The sequence below is a fragment of the Amycolatopsis sp. NPDC059657 genome, assembly GCF_042734395.1.
GTDB lineage: Bacteria > Actinomycetota > Actinomycetes > Mycobacteriales > Pseudonocardiaceae > Amycolatopsis.
Window position 1 is genome coordinate 42786 of record NZ_JBHWEB010000057.1, and the last position, 16811, is coordinate 59596.

General features: G+C 69.2%; 12 protein-coding genes. 10 read left to right on the top strand and 2 right to left on the bottom strand.

Annotated features, from left to right (window positions below):
- The first annotated feature begins 31 nt into the window (after positions 1 to 31).
- The 9 genes from ACFV15_RS27780 to ACFV15_RS27820 all read left to right on the top strand — a co-directional run bounded on the left by ACFV15_RS27780 (position 32) and on the right by ACFV15_RS27820 (position 12383).
- On the top strand, positions 32 to 184 hold the full coding sequence (locus tag ACFV15_RS27780) for a thiazolylpeptide-type bacteriocin (protein WP_378353624.1): 153 nt from the start codon (positions 32 to 34) through the stop codon (positions 182 to 184).
- On the top strand, positions 185 to 2644 hold the full coding sequence (locus ACFV15_RS27785) for a lantibiotic dehydratase (RefSeq protein WP_378353626.1): 2460 nt from the start codon (positions 185 to 187) through the stop codon (positions 2642 to 2644).
- Complete coding sequence (locus ACFV15_RS27790; RefSeq protein WP_378353628.1) at positions 2635 to 3660, top strand: lantibiotic dehydratase C-terminal domain-containing protein; 1026 nt, start codon at positions 2635 to 2637, stop codon at positions 3658 to 3660. The genes ACFV15_RS27785 and ACFV15_RS27790 overlap by 10 nt, the downstream gene beginning before the upstream one ends.
- Complete coding sequence (locus ACFV15_RS27795; RefSeq protein WP_378353630.1) at positions 3657 to 4961, top strand: hypothetical protein; 1305 nt, start codon at positions 3657 to 3659, stop codon at positions 4959 to 4961. Before ACFV15_RS27790 ends, ACFV15_RS27795 begins: the two co-directional genes overlap by 4 nt.
- Positions 4958 to 6739 carry a TOMM precursor leader peptide-binding protein gene (locus ACFV15_RS27800; protein ID WP_378353631.1) on the top strand — a complete coding sequence of 594 codons (1782 nt, stop codon included), beginning with the start codon at positions 4958 to 4960 and terminating at the stop codon, positions 6737 to 6739. The genes ACFV15_RS27795 and ACFV15_RS27800 overlap by 4 nt, the downstream gene beginning before the upstream one ends.
- A gap of 11 nt (positions 6740 to 6750) precedes the next feature.
- Positions 6751 to 8259 (top strand): thiopeptide-type bacteriocin biosynthesis protein, encoded by a 1509-nt coding sequence (locus ACFV15_RS27805; protein ID WP_378353632.1) that lies wholly within the window; start codon positions 6751 to 6753, stop codon positions 8257 to 8259.
- A gap of 81 nt (positions 8260 to 8340) precedes the next feature.
- Positions 8341 to 10569 carry a right-handed parallel beta-helix repeat-containing protein gene (locus ACFV15_RS27810; protein ID WP_378353633.1) on the top strand — a complete coding sequence of 743 codons (2229 nt, stop codon included), beginning with the start codon at positions 8341 to 8343 and terminating at the stop codon, positions 10567 to 10569.
- A gap of 24 nt (positions 10570 to 10593) precedes the next feature.
- Positions 10594 to 11433, top strand: a complete 840-nt coding sequence (locus tag ACFV15_RS27815) for an SDR family NAD(P)-dependent oxidoreductase (RefSeq protein WP_378353634.1) — start codon at positions 10594 to 10596, stop codon at positions 11431 to 11433.
- 296 nt (positions 11434 to 11729) lie between these two features.
- Entirely contained in the window at positions 11730 to 12383 is a 654-nt protein-coding gene (locus tag ACFV15_RS27820; RefSeq protein ID WP_378353635.1) for a hypothetical protein, read from the top strand.
- Positions 12384 to 12434: 51 nt separating this feature from the next.
- Here the strand turns inward: ACFV15_RS27820 and ACFV15_RS27825 are convergent, their stop codons facing one another.
- Positions 12435 to 14333, bottom strand: coding sequence for a S8 family serine peptidase (locus tag ACFV15_RS27825; RefSeq protein WP_378353636.1), 1899 nt, complete (start codon positions 14331 to 14333; stop codon positions 12435 to 12437).
- Between the two features lie 216 nt (positions 14334 to 14549).
- Between ACFV15_RS27825 and ACFV15_RS27830 the strand changes: the two genes are divergently transcribed.
- Positions 14550 to 15143, top strand: a complete 594-nt coding sequence (locus ACFV15_RS27830; protein ID WP_378353637.1) for a hypothetical protein — start codon at positions 14550 to 14552, stop codon at positions 15141 to 15143.
- Here the strand turns inward: ACFV15_RS27830 and ACFV15_RS27835 are convergent.
- Positions 15121 to 16515, bottom strand: coding sequence for a wax ester/triacylglycerol synthase family O-acyltransferase (locus ACFV15_RS27835; protein WP_378353640.1), 1395 nt, complete (start codon positions 16513 to 16515; stop codon positions 15121 to 15123). The two genes, ACFV15_RS27830 and ACFV15_RS27835, sit on opposite strands and share 23 nt — an antisense overlap.
- Positions 16516 to 16811 lie beyond the last annotated feature (296 nt).

Here is a 16811-nt window from a genome sequence, read left to right on the forward strand (position 1 = left end):
TCCCCTTTCCGCTTTCCCTCAAGGAGAACCTATGTCTGATTTCGAACTCGACTCGCTCGACCTCGGCGAGCTGACCGTGACCTCGCTGCGTGACACGGTCGCGCTGCCCGAGACCGGCGCGTCGTGGGGTTCCTGCTCCTGCCAGGGCTCCTCCTCCTGCAGCCAGCAGCCCGTCGACCAGTAAATGCCCGAACCGACAGCGACGCGGACATCGAATGCGTGCGGGGCGGTTCTCGCCCCGTACGCACTCGTCCGTGGTGCCGCGGCCGCTTATCCCGGCGAGCGCGCGGCGAGCGCTTCCTTCCGAGGGATTCAGGCCAGGTTGACCGTGCTCGAAAGCGAGCTGGCGGCACTCGCTCCGGTGCTCTGTGACGCTTTATATGTCAGTTCCGGAACCCATTCGGCCGAATTTCACCGCGAGGTCGTGCTGCCATTGCGGCGCGCGGTGTTCAACGGCCGCGAACCGGCGCTCGACCGGCTCGGCGATCTGCCGCACCGCGTTCCCGAGCTGGCCGCCTGGCTCGGCGCGCGTGCCGAGCACGAGGCCGCTTGTGAGCAGCTCGCCCAGCTCACCGCCGACGCGCTCACGGCCGATCGCGAAAACCTGACCGAGCTGTGCGCCGACCCGGCGTTGCGCAAAGCCATCGCGCTGACCAGCGAAGACCTGCTCCGAGCCATCCTGCGGGCGAGCGCGAACCCGGACAAGCGCGGCCGCAAGGCCGAGCCGACCGTGCTGCGCTACGCCTTGCGCGCCAGCACCAAGACCAGCCCGCTGTCATGGTTCACCTTCGTCGGCTGGGGCAGGCTCGACGACCACGGCGCGAGCACCGGCTGGCCGTCCGACGCGCACCTGGCGATCGTCACCACCGCCAATCGCGCGCTCGTCGAAACCTTCCTCGACGCCGTGCTCACCGAAGAGCGCAGCCGTGCGCTGCCCCACCGTCTCACCAGCGAACCCCGGATCGAAGACGGCCGCGCGACCTTCCTGCGCACCCGGCTGCAACTCGCGGGCGGGCGCTTCCTGACCTCGGCGGAAGACGAGGTGACGGTCGCCGACAACGCACCACTCGGGATCGTGACCACCTTGGCACGCAACGGAATCCTGCTCGACGATCTCGTCGCCGAACTCACCAGGCGACTCGGCAAACCAGCCGGCAAGTATGTCAGCCAGCTCGTCAGCGCCGGTCTGCTCGTCCCGTCAGCGCCGATCGACCCGCAGTCCGCCGACGCCGTGCGCGACCTCGCGGACTGGCTCCGGCCGGGCCCGCTCGCCGAGCAGCTCGACGGGATCGCCGACGCGACCGCGGCTTTCGGCACCACCGCGCCCGAACAACGTCAGCGAGCACTCAACGCGCTCGGCGCCCGCTGGACCGCGTTGTTCGAGGCGATCGGGCGCCCAGTACCGGCCGCGCCGGTACTCACCGAGGACGTGGTCATCCGCGAACCGTTGCCGCTGGGCGGTTTCCTCTCCCCCGACGACCACACCGCGCTCGGCGAGATCGCCGCGGTCGCCGAACGCTTCGACCTCGGCCACACCCTGCGCGCCGCGCTGCGCGAGCGGTTCGTCGCCCGTTACGGCGCCGGCGGCGTCTGCCCTCGGCCGTGGGAATTCGCCTCCGAAGTCCGTGACACGTGGAAAACCCTCGCTGTCGCCGAGCCGGGCCCGACCAGCGAACACCCGCTCGACGAGGTCACGCTTCCCGAAGCGCTGGTCCGCGAATCACTCGAAACGCCACCGCATCGCCCGATGTCGTACTCGTTCTTCGTCCAGAACGACCCCGGCACCGGCCTGCTCTGCGTCAATCACCTGCACGGCGGCTGGGGCCGCTTCACCAGCCGTTTCCTGCCCTCGCTCGACCCGGCCGCCACCGAGGCCGTCTCCCGGCAGATCCGCGGCCACCTTCCCAGGCCGGTCCAGATCCGCCCGGTCGGCGGGTTCAACGCCAACCTGCACCCGAAGCTGGTCGCGGACGAACTCGGGAACGACCCGCGCTGGTCGTCGCTCACCGAGTCCGACGTCGAGCTCTTCGACGACGGGACCGAGCTGCGCCTGCGGCTGAAGTCCACCGGCGAGCCGCTGGACGTGCTCTACCCCGGCTTCCTCGCGCCGGTCATGCTGCCGGACCGGCTGGCTCCGTTCCTCAACGACTTCCCGACCGGGCTGGCGACGTTCCGCTCGCTCATTCCGCGGCACACCAGCGAAATCCCCGGCGGCGTCCTCACCAGGACACCCCGGCTCCGGCACGGGAACGTCGTGCTGCGCCGCCGTCGCTGGCTGCTCGAAGCGGACACGGTCGACAAGCTGAGCGCCGACCTGGCTGCCGAGGACGTGCCGTTCCGCGCGGCCGCGAAGTGGCGTGCGCTGCTCGGGCTGCCCGAGCAGGTCTTCATCCACCCGGTGTCACCCGTCGACGGCGAGCGCTCGGCCGCGGGCCTGCTGAAGTACCTGCGGCAGCCGAAACCGCATCTGGCCGACCTCGGGTCCGCGCTGCACCTGCGCAGTCTCCGGAAGTGGCTGGCCAGGCACGAAAACGGGGTCGTGTTCGAAGAGGCGCTGCCCGCGGCGGGCGGGCGCGCCCAACCGAGACGGGCCGTCGAACTGGTCGTGGAGACCTATCGGAACGGAAGTCCACCATGGACGTGATCTGTCACTACCACCATCCGATCAAGGCACCGCTGCTGCGCGAGGCCATCCTCCCGATCGCGGAAAACCTGGCCGGGGCCGGAGTCGGCGTCCACCTCGAACGGCATTGGCTGCACGGCCCGCACATCCGGCTCGCACTGCGCGGCGACGAGGCCGAGTCGCACGCCGCCGAGGCCGCCGTCCGGTTGCGCAAGTACCTGAGCACGCGGCCGTCACCGGCGGAAATCGACACGGCGACGCTGCTGGCCGAGGCCGCCGAAGCCGGGCCGGTCGAACTGGTGGAACCGCCGTACGAGCCGATCTGGCCGGACAACACGGTCCGCGTCGAACCACCCGGCGACGCCAGGATGCTGCCCACGCTCGGCCCCGACGGCATCGGCGTCCGCACCGAACTGCTCCGGCTCGGCGTGCCCGCGGTCCGCGCGGCCTGCGAGTTCCTGGGTGATCACGGGGATTCCGCCGCGTCGCGGCTGCAGGTCGCGATGGTCGCGCTGACCGCGCACGCCGCGCGCTACCCGGCCGGGCTGACCGCCGGGTACCACTCGTATCTCTCGCATCTCGAAGACTTCCTCGCGAACGACGACCCGGACGGCAGGCTGGCCGCCCAGTTCGAATCCCAGTGGATGCGCCACCGCGAGCAGGTGCTGTCGCTCGTCGAACGCGTCACGAGCGGCGAAGAGACGTGGACCGCTTGGTCCGGCGCGGCCTGGCGGCACGTCGAATCCCGCCTCGACGCGGGCGCAGACCTGAGCGGCGGCGCGGGACGGCGACGCGAGACGTTCAGCGAATACCACCGGCTCATGCACCAGGCCGATCCCGAAGGCGCGATGCGCGTGCGGCCGGACATCCTGACCTACCGGTGGTGCACGAACATGCTCTATCAGCTCCTCATGCTCTGCGACCTGCGGCCGCTGGAGCGTTATCTCGCCGCCTATCTCGTCACCCGCGCGGTCCCGGTGCTCACCGGTCACGACTGGCGCGCCGAGATGGCCACCGCGATCCGGAGCAGGCGATGACCCGCCTGCGCCCAGGGGTCCGGGCCACCGCCGTCCGGGACGGGGTGCACGTCCGTGGCTGGTCGGGCAGCTTCACCGTGGCGGGCGCGAGTGCGGTTCCCCGGCTGTGGCAACGACTCGAGGACGCGCTGCGCCTCGGCGACCCGGACGCGCTGCTCGCCGAAGCCGGGCCCGGCGCGCGGCGGGTGCTGACGACGCTGCTCGACACGCTGGCTGACCACGACATGCTGGTGTCCGAAGAGGACACCGACGATTGGTTCGGCGCGATAGCACCACGTCCGGGCGTCGCCGCTCGGACGGCACGCGGCCTGACCGTCACCGTGCGCGCGGCCGAGTACGACCTGCTGGCGGCCGCGGTGTGCCGTTCGCTGTCCCGCTTCGGCACGGCGACGACCAGGATTCCCGGTCCGCGCGGCCCGGTGATCCTGTCCACTGTGGACCATGCGGTGGCGGTGGGTGAAGGCGGCGGCACCGCGTTCGTCTCCGAACCGGGTTCTCCCGCCCGGGCCAGGACCGATGCTCGCGCGCTGGCCGCCCGACTGGGTTTCAAGCGCGCGGAAGCCGCTTCCGAGCCGCTGATCTCACTGGTCGCCGGCGCGGCCGTGCAGCGGTTGCTGGCCGCCGCGACCGGGCTGCCCGACCCCGCGACCTACGGCGACGACCCCCGGCTGCTGCCAGGCTGTGCGGCGGTACTCATCGCCACCGCGAACCGCGCGGAGTATCACCCGTGGCAGCCGCGTCTCCAGCCGACCACGCTGACCGAGGCACTGCGCCTCGTGGAGGCATTGGGAGACAACAAGATCGGCTGCCTTCCCGAGTCACTGCCCGAAGCACTCCCCCAGCTTCCCGTCGCACTCGCGCGGTGCGGGGATGTCTTGTCGGGCGCGGTGCGCACCGATCTGGCCCGGCTCGAAGCCGCCTGCGGCGCCGCCGAACTCCTGCTCGGCGTCGAGACGGTCGGCGTCAACCGCGAGCACGCCGAAGGCCGGGCACTGCGCAAGGCCGCCGCGAAGCTGACCGAGGGCGTCCACCGTGCCGAGATCCAGGGCATCGTGGCGATCGAGGCCACCAGGGAGGACGCGATGAAGTTCGCTTCGCTGGCCGCGACCGGCCGGGCACAGGCTCGAATCGCCGGGTTGGAACCAGTACACCTTGCGGCTTCCAGTGGTGCACTGTCCACTTTGACCGGTGTGGATATGCCTTGGCTCAAGGAAATCGCCGATCGAGAGGCCCAGCTGCGGCACAGGCTCACTCAGCTCGTCGGGCCGCAGCCGTTCCTCACGCTCGGGGAAATCGCATGATCGACGCACTCAGCGAGACCCTCCCGGTGCTGACACTGACCGAAGCGCTCGCCGTCACCGACGGCTCAGCCGTGGTGGTGCTGGCCGACTGGACTCCGCGCGAAGCCTCCGCGCTCGCCAGGCATGCGTCGCGCACAGACGTCCTGCACCTGCCGATCCGCTTCGACGGCGCGCTCGTCCTCGTCGGGCCGGTGCTGCGCCGAGGCGCCGTCGGCTGCCTGCACTGCGCGGAGAAGCAGCGCATGACGACATCGCGCACCCCGCGCCATGACCCTGACCTGCTGCTTGGCGGATTACCGTCCCCCGCGCTGCTCGACGGGATCGCCGCACTCGCCGAGTCGATCCTGCTGACCCCGGAGCCCGGCGTCGTCTGGACTCTGCACGGCGGCCGGGGCACCTGGTCGCGGCACGACATCCGGCCGATCGGCGGCTGCGACGTCTGCGCTCCCCTGCCCGACGACGAACCGGAGCGGTTCGCGCTCGAGCCCCGTCCGCTGCCCGATCCCTCGGTACTGCGCCAGCCGAACCCGCGAACGTCCCTTGAGGACCTGCGCAAAGCCTTGCACGACCCGGTGTTCGGCCCGATCGAGCACGTCTACCGCACCGAGGACTCGGTGTTCGGATTGACCAGCGCGCTCATCGCCCGCGGCCTGCCGTTGCCGGAAGGCGGATTCGGGCGCGGCGCCGACTTCCACAGCAGCGAACGGGTCGCGCTGCTCGAAGCGCTCGAACGCTACGCCGGCGCGCAGCCGACCGGCCGCCGGACGGCACTGCGTGCGTCGTTCGCGGAGCTGGGGCCGGACAAGGCGCTCGACCCGGAACGGCTGGGCCTGCCCGATCCCGCCTACCACGGGCATCCGTCCGCGCCGACCGTGCCGTATCACCCTGACCTGGAACTCGCCTGGGTGCACGGCTGGTCGCTCACCCGCGATCGCTCGGTGGCCGTGCCCGAACATGTCGCCTACTGGGATCCGCCCGGTGCGGCGCGGGTGGTCTACGAGTGTTCCAACGGCTGCGGGCTCGGCAACAGTCCCGAGGAAGCCGCGCTGTACGGGCTGTTCGAGATCGCCGAACGCGACGCGTTCCTGATGGCCTGGTACCAGCGCAAACCGTTGCCACCGGTCAGGATTCCCGGCGACCTGGTCACGGCCACACTGGTCGGGCGGGCGAGGGACCTCGGCTACCGGGTCACGGTCGTCAACGCGACCAACGACTTCGGCATCCCGGCCATGGTCGCGATCGCCCGTTACGAGGGCGACGACCAGGACGCGCCCCAGGCCTTCATCGCGGCGGGCGCGCACCACGACCCCGCCACAGCCGTCCGGTCGGCGATCTCCGAGCTGGTGTCGAATGTCGGCTACGTGACCAGGCGTGCCGCCGCCGAACCCGGCTGGCGTGACCTCGACCGGCTGCGACGGCTCTTCGCCGAGCCCGAGCTGGTGCTGACGCTCGACGACCACGTCGGCGTCAACACGCTGCCGGAAGCGTTGCCGCGTATCGAAGCCCTCATCGCGGACCTGCCCGAAGCCCCGCTCGCGGAGGCTGAGCCTGTGCACGATCTGACCGGGTTGCTGCGCGCGACCGTCGACCGGCTGGACCTCGAAGTCGTGGTGATCCGGCTGGACGAGCCCGGCGCCCGCGACCGGCTCGGCCTGTCATGCGTGAAGGTGGTCGTGCCCGGCTCGATCCCGATGACCTTCGGACACGTGAACCACCGCACCCGTGGCCTGCCACGGCTCGGTGCGGACGTGTTCGCCGACCCGCATCCGTTCCCGTGAGGAGCCGCGCCGTGGAGTGGACCAGCCTGCATTGTTTCCTGCACTGCACGCCGGAGGCGGCCGACGAGTTCCTGCTGTCCGATGTCGCGCCGCTGCTGACTGACCGGTCATGGTTCTTCATTCGCTACGGCGAGGGCGGGCCGCACCTGCGGATCCGGGTGCGTGACGCCGATCCGGACCTCGCGGACCGGCTGCACGTGCTGGCCTCGAAGCTGCCGGAGCTGGCGGGCCCGTGGCCGTCCAAGCACGGCGAGGTGCGCGAAATCCCTTATGTACCAGAGACTTCCCGCTACGGTGGCCCGCTGGCGTTGCCGATCGCCGAAGCGGTGTTCACCGAATCGACCCAGGTCGCGCTGCGGGTGATCTCCGAAACGCCCGTCCGCTCGGAGCGGCTGTCCGTCGCGACGACACTCGCCGTGGCGACCGGGCGCGCGCTCGGGATGGACCGGCTGGAGACCGCGCGCTGGCTGCGCAGGCACGCCCGCAGCTGGCAGCACGCGGGAGGCGTCTCGCTGCTGCCCGCCCCGGTGATCCACGCCAAGGTCAACGCCGTCTACGCGGGCCAGCGGCAGGCGCTCATCCGCCGGATCGAAGACGCGTACGCGCCCGACTGGTCGGACGCGGTCGGCTCGGCGGACGCGTCGCTGGACCTGGGCGAAGCGCGGACGTGGGTGTGGGCGTCGCAGCTGCACATGCTGCTGAACCGGATGGGCGTGGTGCCGGACGAGGAACGCGCCGTCTGCCTGCTGACCGCCCGAGCGCTGCTCGACGACGACGAGACGTTCTTCGGCGAGGACGGCCCCGACACGCATTACCTGGAGCACAGCAAGTTCCACATCGGCGCCCGCGCGGAGTCGGCGGCGAAGACCATCCCTGTCCCGGAACGCTCCGGCGGCGTCCCGCTGCCGCATTCGCCGCTCCCGCCGGCGCTCATCGGCGAGACGCTGACGCGGCGCGTGTCCACCCGCGGCGCGTTGACCGGCAGGCTCACCGCGAACGATCTCGGCACGCTGCTGTGGAACGCGCACGCGGAGACGCATCGCACGGGCGGGCACGGGCACCGGCCGTACCCGAGCGCGGGTGCGCTGTACACCGCGCGGCTGCGGCTGTTCGCCATGGCGGTCGACGGCGTCGAGCCCGGTTGCTACGAGGTCGTTCCCGAAAACCGGGCACTGAAACGGGTCGGCCGTCTTCCGTCCACTGAGGACTTGTCGGCGTTGTCGGGATACCTGCTGCGGCCGCCGGACGACCCGTACGCGATCAACATCGAAGCCGCGCCGGTGATGCTGGGTCTCTACGCCGACCTCGGCGTGCTGCGGCAGCGTTATGGCTTGCGGGCGTTGCGGCTCGGGTTGCTGGAGGCCGGCCATCTCGCGCAGACGCTGCTGCTGGTCGCCGCGGCGCTCGGGCTCGGCGGCACGCCGATCAACGGGTTCAACGACGATCTCGCGCACGAGCTGCTCGGTCTCGACGACCTGACCCAGCCGTTGCAGTACCTGGTCCCACTGGGCAGGCTGTGAGGTGCCGTTGAGCGGGAAGGGGTGGTCTGCACCACCTCCGGCCTCCTACCGTGGTCAGCGAGCCACAACGAGGAGGCACCCGTGTCGAAGCTCGGCCGTCTGCTGCTCGCCGGTGCCTGTGTCACCGGCATGGTCACCTTCGCGCCATCGGCGTCGGCGCGTGTCCAAACCACGCTTTACGCGTCACCGTCGGGATCCGGCTCGGCCTGCACCCAAGCCGCGCCGTGTGATCTCGACGGCGCGCGGGCGCAGGCTTCCGCGCTGACCGAAGGCCAGAGCGGTGACATCGTCGTCTACCTGCGTGGTGGGACGTATCGGCTGACCAAGCCGGTGAAGCTCGGGCCCGGCGATTCCGGGCGCAACGGGTTCACCGTGGCGTATCGGGCTTTCCCTGGTGAGACACCGGTTTTGAGCGGCGCGCAGCGGGTCACCGGCTTCGCGCTGCACGATTCGGCCAAGAACATCTACAAGGCTTCGGTGCCCGCGGGGACCGAGACGCGGCAGCTGTTCGTCAACGGGAAGCGGGCCGAGCGGGCACGGACCGCGCTGGACGCGACGAAGTTCACGGCGACCTCGACCGGGTTCACCACCACGGATCCGTCGTTCGCGAAGTTCACGAACCAGTCCGACGTGGAGATCGCGCAGGACAACAAGTGGAAGCACATGCGCTGCCCGCTCGCGTCGATCACGGCCTCGGGCGGCGGTTCGGCCTTGAAGGTGCAGCCTTCGTGCTGGGACAACAACAACACGCGTGTCATCAACCGGCAGTTCCCGTTCAACGGCAACGGCTTGCCCAAGCTCGACGGCGTGACCTGGGCCGAGAACGCGTATCAGCTGCTCACGAAACCCGGTCAGTGGTACCTCGACCGCGGCGCCGCCACGCTGTACTACATCCCGCGCGCCGGCGAGCAGATGACGACCGCCGAGGTCGAACTGCCGGCGCTGGAGAACCTGCTCTCGCTGACCGGGACACCCGGTCATCTCGCGCCGGTGGACGACTCCGACGCGCGCGCTGTCTACAAAGGATCGTGGTCGGTGTCGTCAGGCCGCGCACTCGGCGACTTCGGCGACGGCGTGCACGTCACCAAGTCGAAGGGCGCTTCGGTGACGTTCACCTTCACCGGCACCGGCCTCGACGTGCTCGCCGAGACGAACACCGATCAGGGCACGTTCAGCGCCACGGTCGACGGGAAAGCGTCCAGCGGCACCGAAAAGGGCGGCACGCGGCTCGCGCAGCAGGTCGTGTTCTCGGTGAAGGGGCTCGCGAAGGGCGCGCACACGGTCACGCTGACCAGCACGAGCACGGCGAACTTCCTGGTCGACGCGTTCGCGGTGACCCCGGACGTGGTCGCGCCGGTGCACGACGTCACGGTCAGCGGTCTCACCTTCACCGGCACCACGTGGCTGCTGCCGTCGGCGGATGGCTATGTCGACAATCAGGCGGGCATCCAGTGGGCCGCCAAGGCCCCGCACGATCCTCTCAAGACGGCCGCCGCCGTCGAGGTCCACAGAGGACAGAAGATTTCGTTCACGGGTAACACTTTCACACATCTCGGCGGCGCCGGGCTCGCGTACGCCGACGGCACGCAGAACTCGTCGATCGACCACAACACGTTCAGCGACCTCTCGGGATCGGGCATCGCCGTCGGCGAGGTCGACGACTACTACCTCACCGACACCGCGCGGATGACGTTGTCGGACACGATTTCCGACAACACGATCGACGCGCCCGGCCAGGATTACCGTGACGCGGTCGGCATCTGGGTCGGGCACAGCAGGCAGGCCACGGTGACGCACAACGAGGTCCGGCACGCGCCGTACTCCGGGATCTCGCTCGGCTGGGGCTGGGGTTACGCGTCACCATGCGACTTGCAGGCCAAACAGGGGCTGACGACCTGCCGTCGCGGGACCATCTACTCAGGACAGAACAAGATACTCGGCAACCGCGTCAACGACGTGATGCGCGTGCTGCACGACGGCGGCGCGATCTACACGCTCGGCGGCCAGTCCGGCTCCGAGTTCGCGGGCAATTACCTGAGCCTGGCGCCGAATAACAACAACATGGTCTACCACGACGAGGGCAGCGCGTACTGGAACACGCACGACAACGTGATCAGCAACAGCACCGGCCGCTGGGTCGGGATGTGGACGCCGACCATCCACGACATCTCGATCCACGACAACTACACCGACAACGCCGAGGTGAAGAACAAGGGCACCAAGGTGACGATCACGGCGACCACGGTGGTCACCGGCGGCAACTGGCCGTCGGCGGCGAAAGCGATCATGGCGGCCGCCGGGCCGAGGTAACGGTTTTCCCGCACACTGGAGTGCATGGGAATCCTCGACGGCAAGGCGATCGTGGTCACCGGCGCGGGCCGCGGCCTCGGCAGGGCGTACGCCGAGCACGCGGCGGCCGCGGGCGCCGCGGTGGTGGTCAACGACGTGCACGGCGCCGAAGAAGTCGCCTCGGGCATCCGCGAGGCAGGCGGCCGCGCGATCGCGGGCCCCCGCTCGGTGGCCGACCCCGGGCAGGCCGTGGCGCTCATCGACGACTGCGTCCGTGAGTTCGGCGCACTCGACGGCCTGGTCACCAACGCCGCGGTCAGCTATCACACCCCACCATGGGAAGACGACGACCCGGCCAGGATGCGCGAGGTGGTCGAGGTCAACATCCTGGGCACGCTCTACTGCGGCACGGCGGCGGCCAAGGTCATGCACGCACAAGGCCACGGCGCGATCGTCAACGCGGCCTCCGGCTCGATGCTCGGCCAGGGCCGTGCGGCGGCCTACTCGGCCTCCAAGGGCGCTGTCGCGTCGATGACCTTCTCGTGGGCGGCGGACCTGGCCGAACACGGCGTCCGCGTCAACGGCATCTGCCCGCGCGCCTGGACCCCGATGATGGAGGCCGACCCGAAGGCCGCGATCCGCAGCAACCGCGACGAGACCCCGGACCGGATGGCCCCGCTGGTGACCTACCTCCTGAGCGACCTTTCGGCGCGCGTCAACGGCCAGCTGGTGCGCTTCGCGGGCGACAAACTGCACATCGTCCGGCAGGCGGGCATCAAGGAACCCGTGCTGTCCAACGAAACCTGGGACGTCTCTGACATCGCCGCCGCCTTCGAGCGGGAGCTGAAGGTGGAGGTCAGGTCGGCTCGCAACTGGGCGGTCTGACGACTCGCCCAACGCTTTGGGGTCGTGAGTGGTACGGCCGGTTCTAACCGGCCAAAACACTCACGACCCTCGTGCAAAGGTCCCCGCCTCACACCCACCCGGAACTGAACGGGTGGGTGTGAGCGCGCCTGTGTCCGCACGCTCACGCACCGTCGCCGTTTTCACGGCATGCAACCTGCACCTAACGCCCTGAAGTGCTGATCTGTGCCCCTTGTCACCCGGACGTGACTTTGGCGTTGCCATTTCGTAATACTCGGCTCGCCCCGAGAATCCCCGATCGAATAAGTGAGCAGAAAATGGCAGGCCGACATAGCAAGAAGCCCGCGGCATGGAAGTTGCCGACCGGACTAGCGACTTCCGTGACGGCAGGGCTCGCTCTGACGTTCTGGCTCACCAGCGGCCCAGGCGGCGAAGCCGTCGCCAACGGCGGCGCGAACCTGGCGCTGCAAGCCCCGCTGCACACCACGGTTCCCACCACGTCGTCCTCGTCGTCGGTTCCCCCGACCCCGACGCCGACCTCGACACCCCCGCCGAGCACCACCGAGCCGCCGAAGACGAGCGCTCCGGTCAAGAAGGCTCCTCCCCCGTCCAAGGAGTGCTCGACCAGCCTGAGCGGCACCAAGCCGTACGTCGCGCAGGTCGGCAACCACGTCAAGGCCAAGTTCGGCATCGACGAGGTCGGCGGCGTCGCGAGCCGCGCCGGCGCGAGCGATCACCCGGCCGGTCTCGCGCTCGACTTCATGGTCGACACCGCGACCGGCAACCAGGTGGCCGAGTACGTGCTGGCGAACCAGAAGGACTTCGGCGTCAGCTACGTCATCTGGCGCCAGCGCTACAACGACGGCAGCGGCTGGTCCGCCATGGAGGACCGCGGCGGCGCGACCGCCAACCACATGGACCACGTCCACGTGTCGTTCAAGTCCGGCGCCAAGGTCAACGTCTCCTGCTAAAAGGTCGTGAGTGGTATGGCCGGTTCTAACCGGCCATACCACTCACGAGCCCTAGGAGACGACCAGCGCGTAGTCGGCGTCCGTGGCCGCGGTTTCCTTGTGTGCGTCCACATTGACCTGGGTCGCGAGGACCTCGACGGTCCACGTGCCCGCGGCCGCGCTCTGCAGCAGGACGTTCTCGACCGTGTCGACCGTGTTCGGCACGCCACCCGAGGTCGAGAAGTTACCGGCACGCAAGCCATTGTTGCCGTAGTACACGGTCCCGTCCGGCGCGGTGACCTTCAAGGTCAGGTCGTTGACCCGCGCGACCGAAGCACTCGGTGACCCCGCCGGGTCCGTGTAGGCCAGCGTCGCCTTGAACGGCTTGGCCGCGCTCACGTTCACCGTGTACTTCTTCGACTGGCCGGTGCTCAGCAGATCCGTCTCGTTGACCAGCACCGGCAGCTTCCAGCCGTTCGCCTTCGCCGCCTCGTGCAGGGTGCGCAGGTTCGCGGTGCCCCAGCCCTGGTGCGTGCGGGTCATGTCACTCGTGGTGCCGGTGAACGGGAACTGATCGGCGCCGTTGATGAGCAAGGCCTTCGCGGTGGCCGCGTGCGGGCGGCTCGCGAAGACGTCGCGGGCCTTGCCGGGTCCGCCGTCGAAGACGCCGTCCGCCCACATCTGGAACAGCAGGCCCGCGTTGCCGCAGGTGATCGGGGTCGCGCCGCTCGTGCCGCCGAACGAGGCCGTGTACGAGGTGTTGCTCGACGACGACGTCGTGTCGATGCGGTCGTAGTAGTTGGACAGCTCCGGCTTGATGCGGCCGTCGGCGGCCGGGCCGATGCTGGCGCCACCGTTCCACTTGTCGTCGGTGCGGCTCAGCGTGTTGTAGTGGTACTGCCCGCCGACCGAGAGCACGTTCTTCGCCCACGCCTGCGGACGCGACTGCGTCGAGCCCGCGTTGCTCTGGGACTGGCAGATGAGCAGGTCGTGGTCGAACACGATCCGGTCCATCTCGGCCGACACCGAGGTGTACGCCGTCGTCAGGCCGCCGCCCCAGCTGTTGCTCTGGAACACCGCGCGGTACGGGCCCGCCGGGTCGACGAGCTGCTTGGTGTGGCCGTAGCGGTCGGACTTGTTGTTTGTGGCGAAAATGCCCTGGCCTTCCGGGAGCAGGCCGCGGTGCGGCGCGCTCACCCCGGACGCGAAGATCTCACCGTAGGTCGAGGTGCCGTGGCCCGTTTCGTTCGAGTTCGAGCCGTGCAGTACCACTGGCTTGGCCTGGAATTCCTGGTGTGTGGCACGGAGTCCGCCATCCATCACCTCACCGCGCACACCCTGGCCGCGGTACCCGGCGACGGTCTCCAGGTAGTTGGCGCCGCCCGATTCCCGCGCGTTGGCCATATCGGTCTCGGGGTCCGACACCGCGCCGACCGCGAGCACCTCGGGCGACTGGGTGATCGCCGAAGCCTGGCCCGCGCCGAGTACGGCGACGATGTGCTGGCCGCTCTCCGAAATCGCCTCGACGCGCCCGCCGAGCCGCAGGATCCGCTCGGCGATCACGCGCTGGTCGGCGGCGTCCGTCTCGACCAGCGTGACGAGATAACGTCCCGTCCCACTGGCCGAGAGTTCGAGTTTGTCCGACGGCCGATATTCACCGAGCCAGCGGACGAAATCCAATTCCGAGACCGATTTACGCGCTTTTTCACTCATGCGGACGACGTAAGCGAAATCGGGAATATAGGAACCGATTCGCACGCCGAGTCCACGCAATTTCTGACGTTGCGCGTCGGTGAGGCTGTCGCGGACCTGTAGCAGGTAGGCGCCGCGCCAGCCCGCCGATGCCGTCGCCGACCGCTGCGCGAGCGGGTCGAAGGTCCGGCCGGCCAAATGAATCAGCCGGGTTTCGCCGGGAGCCGCGGCCTCCGCGACCGTGGGCAGCGCGCCGGTGAGCAGGATTACGCCCAGCATGGGCGCCAATAAACGGGCAGACCTCGGCCGTGGCATGAATTACCTCCGGGGATCAGCGGGGACGCGGATCAGACATTACCGGCGAATTGCCAGTTGATCAGCCGCCGAACGGCCCAGGAGGTGATTATCCAACCAAGGGAAATGGCGTATTAACTGTTAACGACGGCGGCAGAATTGCCGTCTCGGCCATTGATCGGGACCGGCAGGATCCGTGCGATGTTCCCCGCCGCCCGCATGCTGGCCGCCGCCGTCCTGCTCACCACGCTCACCGCCTGCGGCGGTTCGGACACCCCGCCCGCCTACAAGATGACCGGGGACGCCTGCGCGGCGACCGACACCGCGGACCTGGCGGCACTCACCGGCGACACTTCGGCCAAGGGCCAGGCCGAGCAGCTGAAGCCGGGTCTCACCGGCGGCGCCTGCAAGTGGACCTTCGACGGCGGCAAGGGCTACGTCATGCTCAACACGTTCATCGCGATCCACCCGTCCGCCGAAGCGGCGAAGAAGATGCACGACGATTTCCGGGTTTCCGACGCGAAAGCCGACGCGTCGAGCGAGGACAAGACCGTGACCGACGTGAAGGAGCTGGGCACGACCGCCTACCTGTATCGCGAGCACGACGACAAGAGCCCGTGGAAGCCTGTCGACCAGTGGCCGTACAAGTTCGGCGTCCAGCACGGGACGCTGACACTGACGGTCCTCGCCAACGGCTACGCACGCGAAGCCGTTGGCTGGCCGTCGAAGGAGCAGGAACTTCAGGACAAGGTCAAGGCGACCGCGTCGGGGATCATGAAGAAGCTGGCTGGCTGACCTCGGCGAGCAGGCCGTCGAAGCCGCCGCGGATGCCGTCGGCGAGCAGCTGGACGTCGGGCACGCCGTCGAAGTCCGCGTTGACGCCGAAGGTGATCTGGTCGAGGTAGGAGAAGATGCCGATCGAGATCCGCATCGTGCTGGCGATCGGCACGTACGGGTACATCTCGGTCATCGGCCTGCCGAGGAAGTAGAGCGGCACGCGCGGGCCCGGCACGTTCGTGGTGACGGTCTGCAGCAGCTGCTGCGGGAACCGCATCGCGGTGCGCGAGCCGAGTGCCAGCAGCGTCGGCGCGGCGAAGTCACCGAGCCCGGTGAGGACGTCCGCGCCGGCGGCCTGGCGGCTGCTCTTGAGGTCGTCCATCTGCGCGCGGATCGCGGTGAGCCGCTTGAGCGGGTCCGCCTCGCTCACCGGGAGGTTGACCAGCACCGCGCTCACCCGGTTGTTGAGCTTGTTGTGCTCGTCCTTGGACCGCATCGACACCGGCACCATGGTCCGCACGACCATGCCGTCGGTCAGCTCGCCGCGCTTCTCGAGCAGGTCACGGAACCCGCCGCTGATCGCGGTGAGGATGACGTCGTTGACCGTGCCGCCGGTGACCTTGCGGATCTGCTTGATCTCGGCGATGTTCGCCTTCGCCCACACCCAGCGCCGGTGCGGCCCGATCGGCCCGTTGAGCGAGGTCGCCGCGCGGGTGGTGAGCCGCTTGACGGTGCCGGGCAGGCTGCCCGCCAGCGCACGGCCGACGTCGAGCAGTTCCGACGAGCTGCGCAGCCTGCGCGCGAGGCCGGGGATGGCCGAGAGGTGCTTGACCGGGGTGGTGACGGCGTCCTTCAGCCCGGAGCCGACCAGGTCCAAAGTGGACGGAGCGGGTTCCGGCGTCCACTCGGCCACCTCGCCGATCTCGGTGGCGTCCTGCCGGAAGTCGAGCAGCATCTGCATCAGGTCGGTGCCGGCGACCCCGTCGATCATGCAGTGGTGGACCTTGGAGATCAGCGCCCACCGGCCGCCCTCGAGGCCCTCGACCAGCCACATCTCCCAGAGCGGCTTCGAGAAGTCGAGCCGCTGCGCGAAGACGCGACCGGCCAGGTTGCGCAGCTGGTCGTCGTTGCCGGGAGACGGGACCGCCGTGTGCCGGACGTGGTACAGGATCTGGAAGTGATCATCGTCCACCCAGACCGGGCGGCCGACGTGCAGCGGCAGGCTCTTCACCCGCTGGCGGTACCTGGGCACGCCGCCCAGCTTCGACATCAGCCGCCGGATGACATCGCCGTACGACGGCGCGGGGCCCTCGAACACCAGCACCGACCCGACGTGCATCGGCACGTTCTCGTCTTCGACAAAATAGAAACCCGCGTCCATCGCGCTCATTCGATCCACAGCTGTCAACTGTAAAGGTCAAGGGCGGGTCACGGCGAGGGACCAATCCGGTGAGATGTGCGCCTCACCTGCGCGTATCGGTGGCCCGCTGACCGGTTCGGCACCAAACAAGTCCTTTGTGGACCAAGGTGACCGCCACCACAGGTCGTGCGCGTTGCGGGCGGTTATTGTGCGGAAAGCCGAATGTGGCTGGCTGGTGAGGGACTCCTTCACCAAGTCCGGCGGGGGGGGGGGGGGCGCCCCCACCCCAGTAAAATATAAAAAAAAAGAGCAGACCACCCTATTAA

Excerpts from the sequence above, each read along its gene's own strand:
- ACFV15_RS27780 (WP_378353624.1), top strand. The coding sequence starts at position 32 with ATGTCTGATTTCGAACTCGACTCGCTCGACCTCGGCGAGCTGACCGTG.
- ACFV15_RS27785 (WP_378353626.1), top strand. The coding sequence starts at position 185 with ATGCCCGAACCGACAGCGACGCGGACATCGAATGCGTGCGGGGCGGTT.
- ACFV15_RS27790 (WP_378353628.1), top strand. The coding sequence starts at position 2,635 with ATGGACGTGATCTGTCACTACCACCATCCGATCAAGGCACCGCTGCTG.
- ACFV15_RS27795 (WP_378353630.1), top strand. The coding sequence starts at position 3,657 with ATGACCCGCCTGCGCCCAGGGGTCCGGGCCACCGCCGTCCGGGACGGG.
- ACFV15_RS27800 (WP_378353631.1), top strand. The coding sequence starts at position 4,958 with ATGATCGACGCACTCAGCGAGACCCTCCCGGTGCTGACACTGACCGAA.
- ACFV15_RS27815 (WP_378353634.1), top strand. The coding sequence starts at position 10,594 with ATGGGAATCCTCGACGGCAAGGCGATCGTGGTCACCGGCGCGGGCCGC.
- ACFV15_RS27820 (WP_378353635.1), top strand. The coding sequence starts at position 11,730 with ATGGCAGGCCGACATAGCAAGAAGCCCGCGGCATGGAAGTTGCCGACC.
- ACFV15_RS27825 (WP_378353636.1), bottom strand. The coding sequence starts at position 14,333 with ATGCTGGGCGTAATCCTGCTCACCGGCGCGCTGCCCACGGTCGCGGAG.
- ACFV15_RS27830 (WP_378353637.1), top strand. The coding sequence starts at position 14,550 with ATGTTCCCCGCCGCCCGCATGCTGGCCGCCGCCGTCCTGCTCACCACG.
- ACFV15_RS27835 (WP_378353640.1), bottom strand. The coding sequence starts at position 16,515 with ATGAGCGCGATGGACGCGGGTTTCTATTTTGTCGAAGACGAGAACGTG.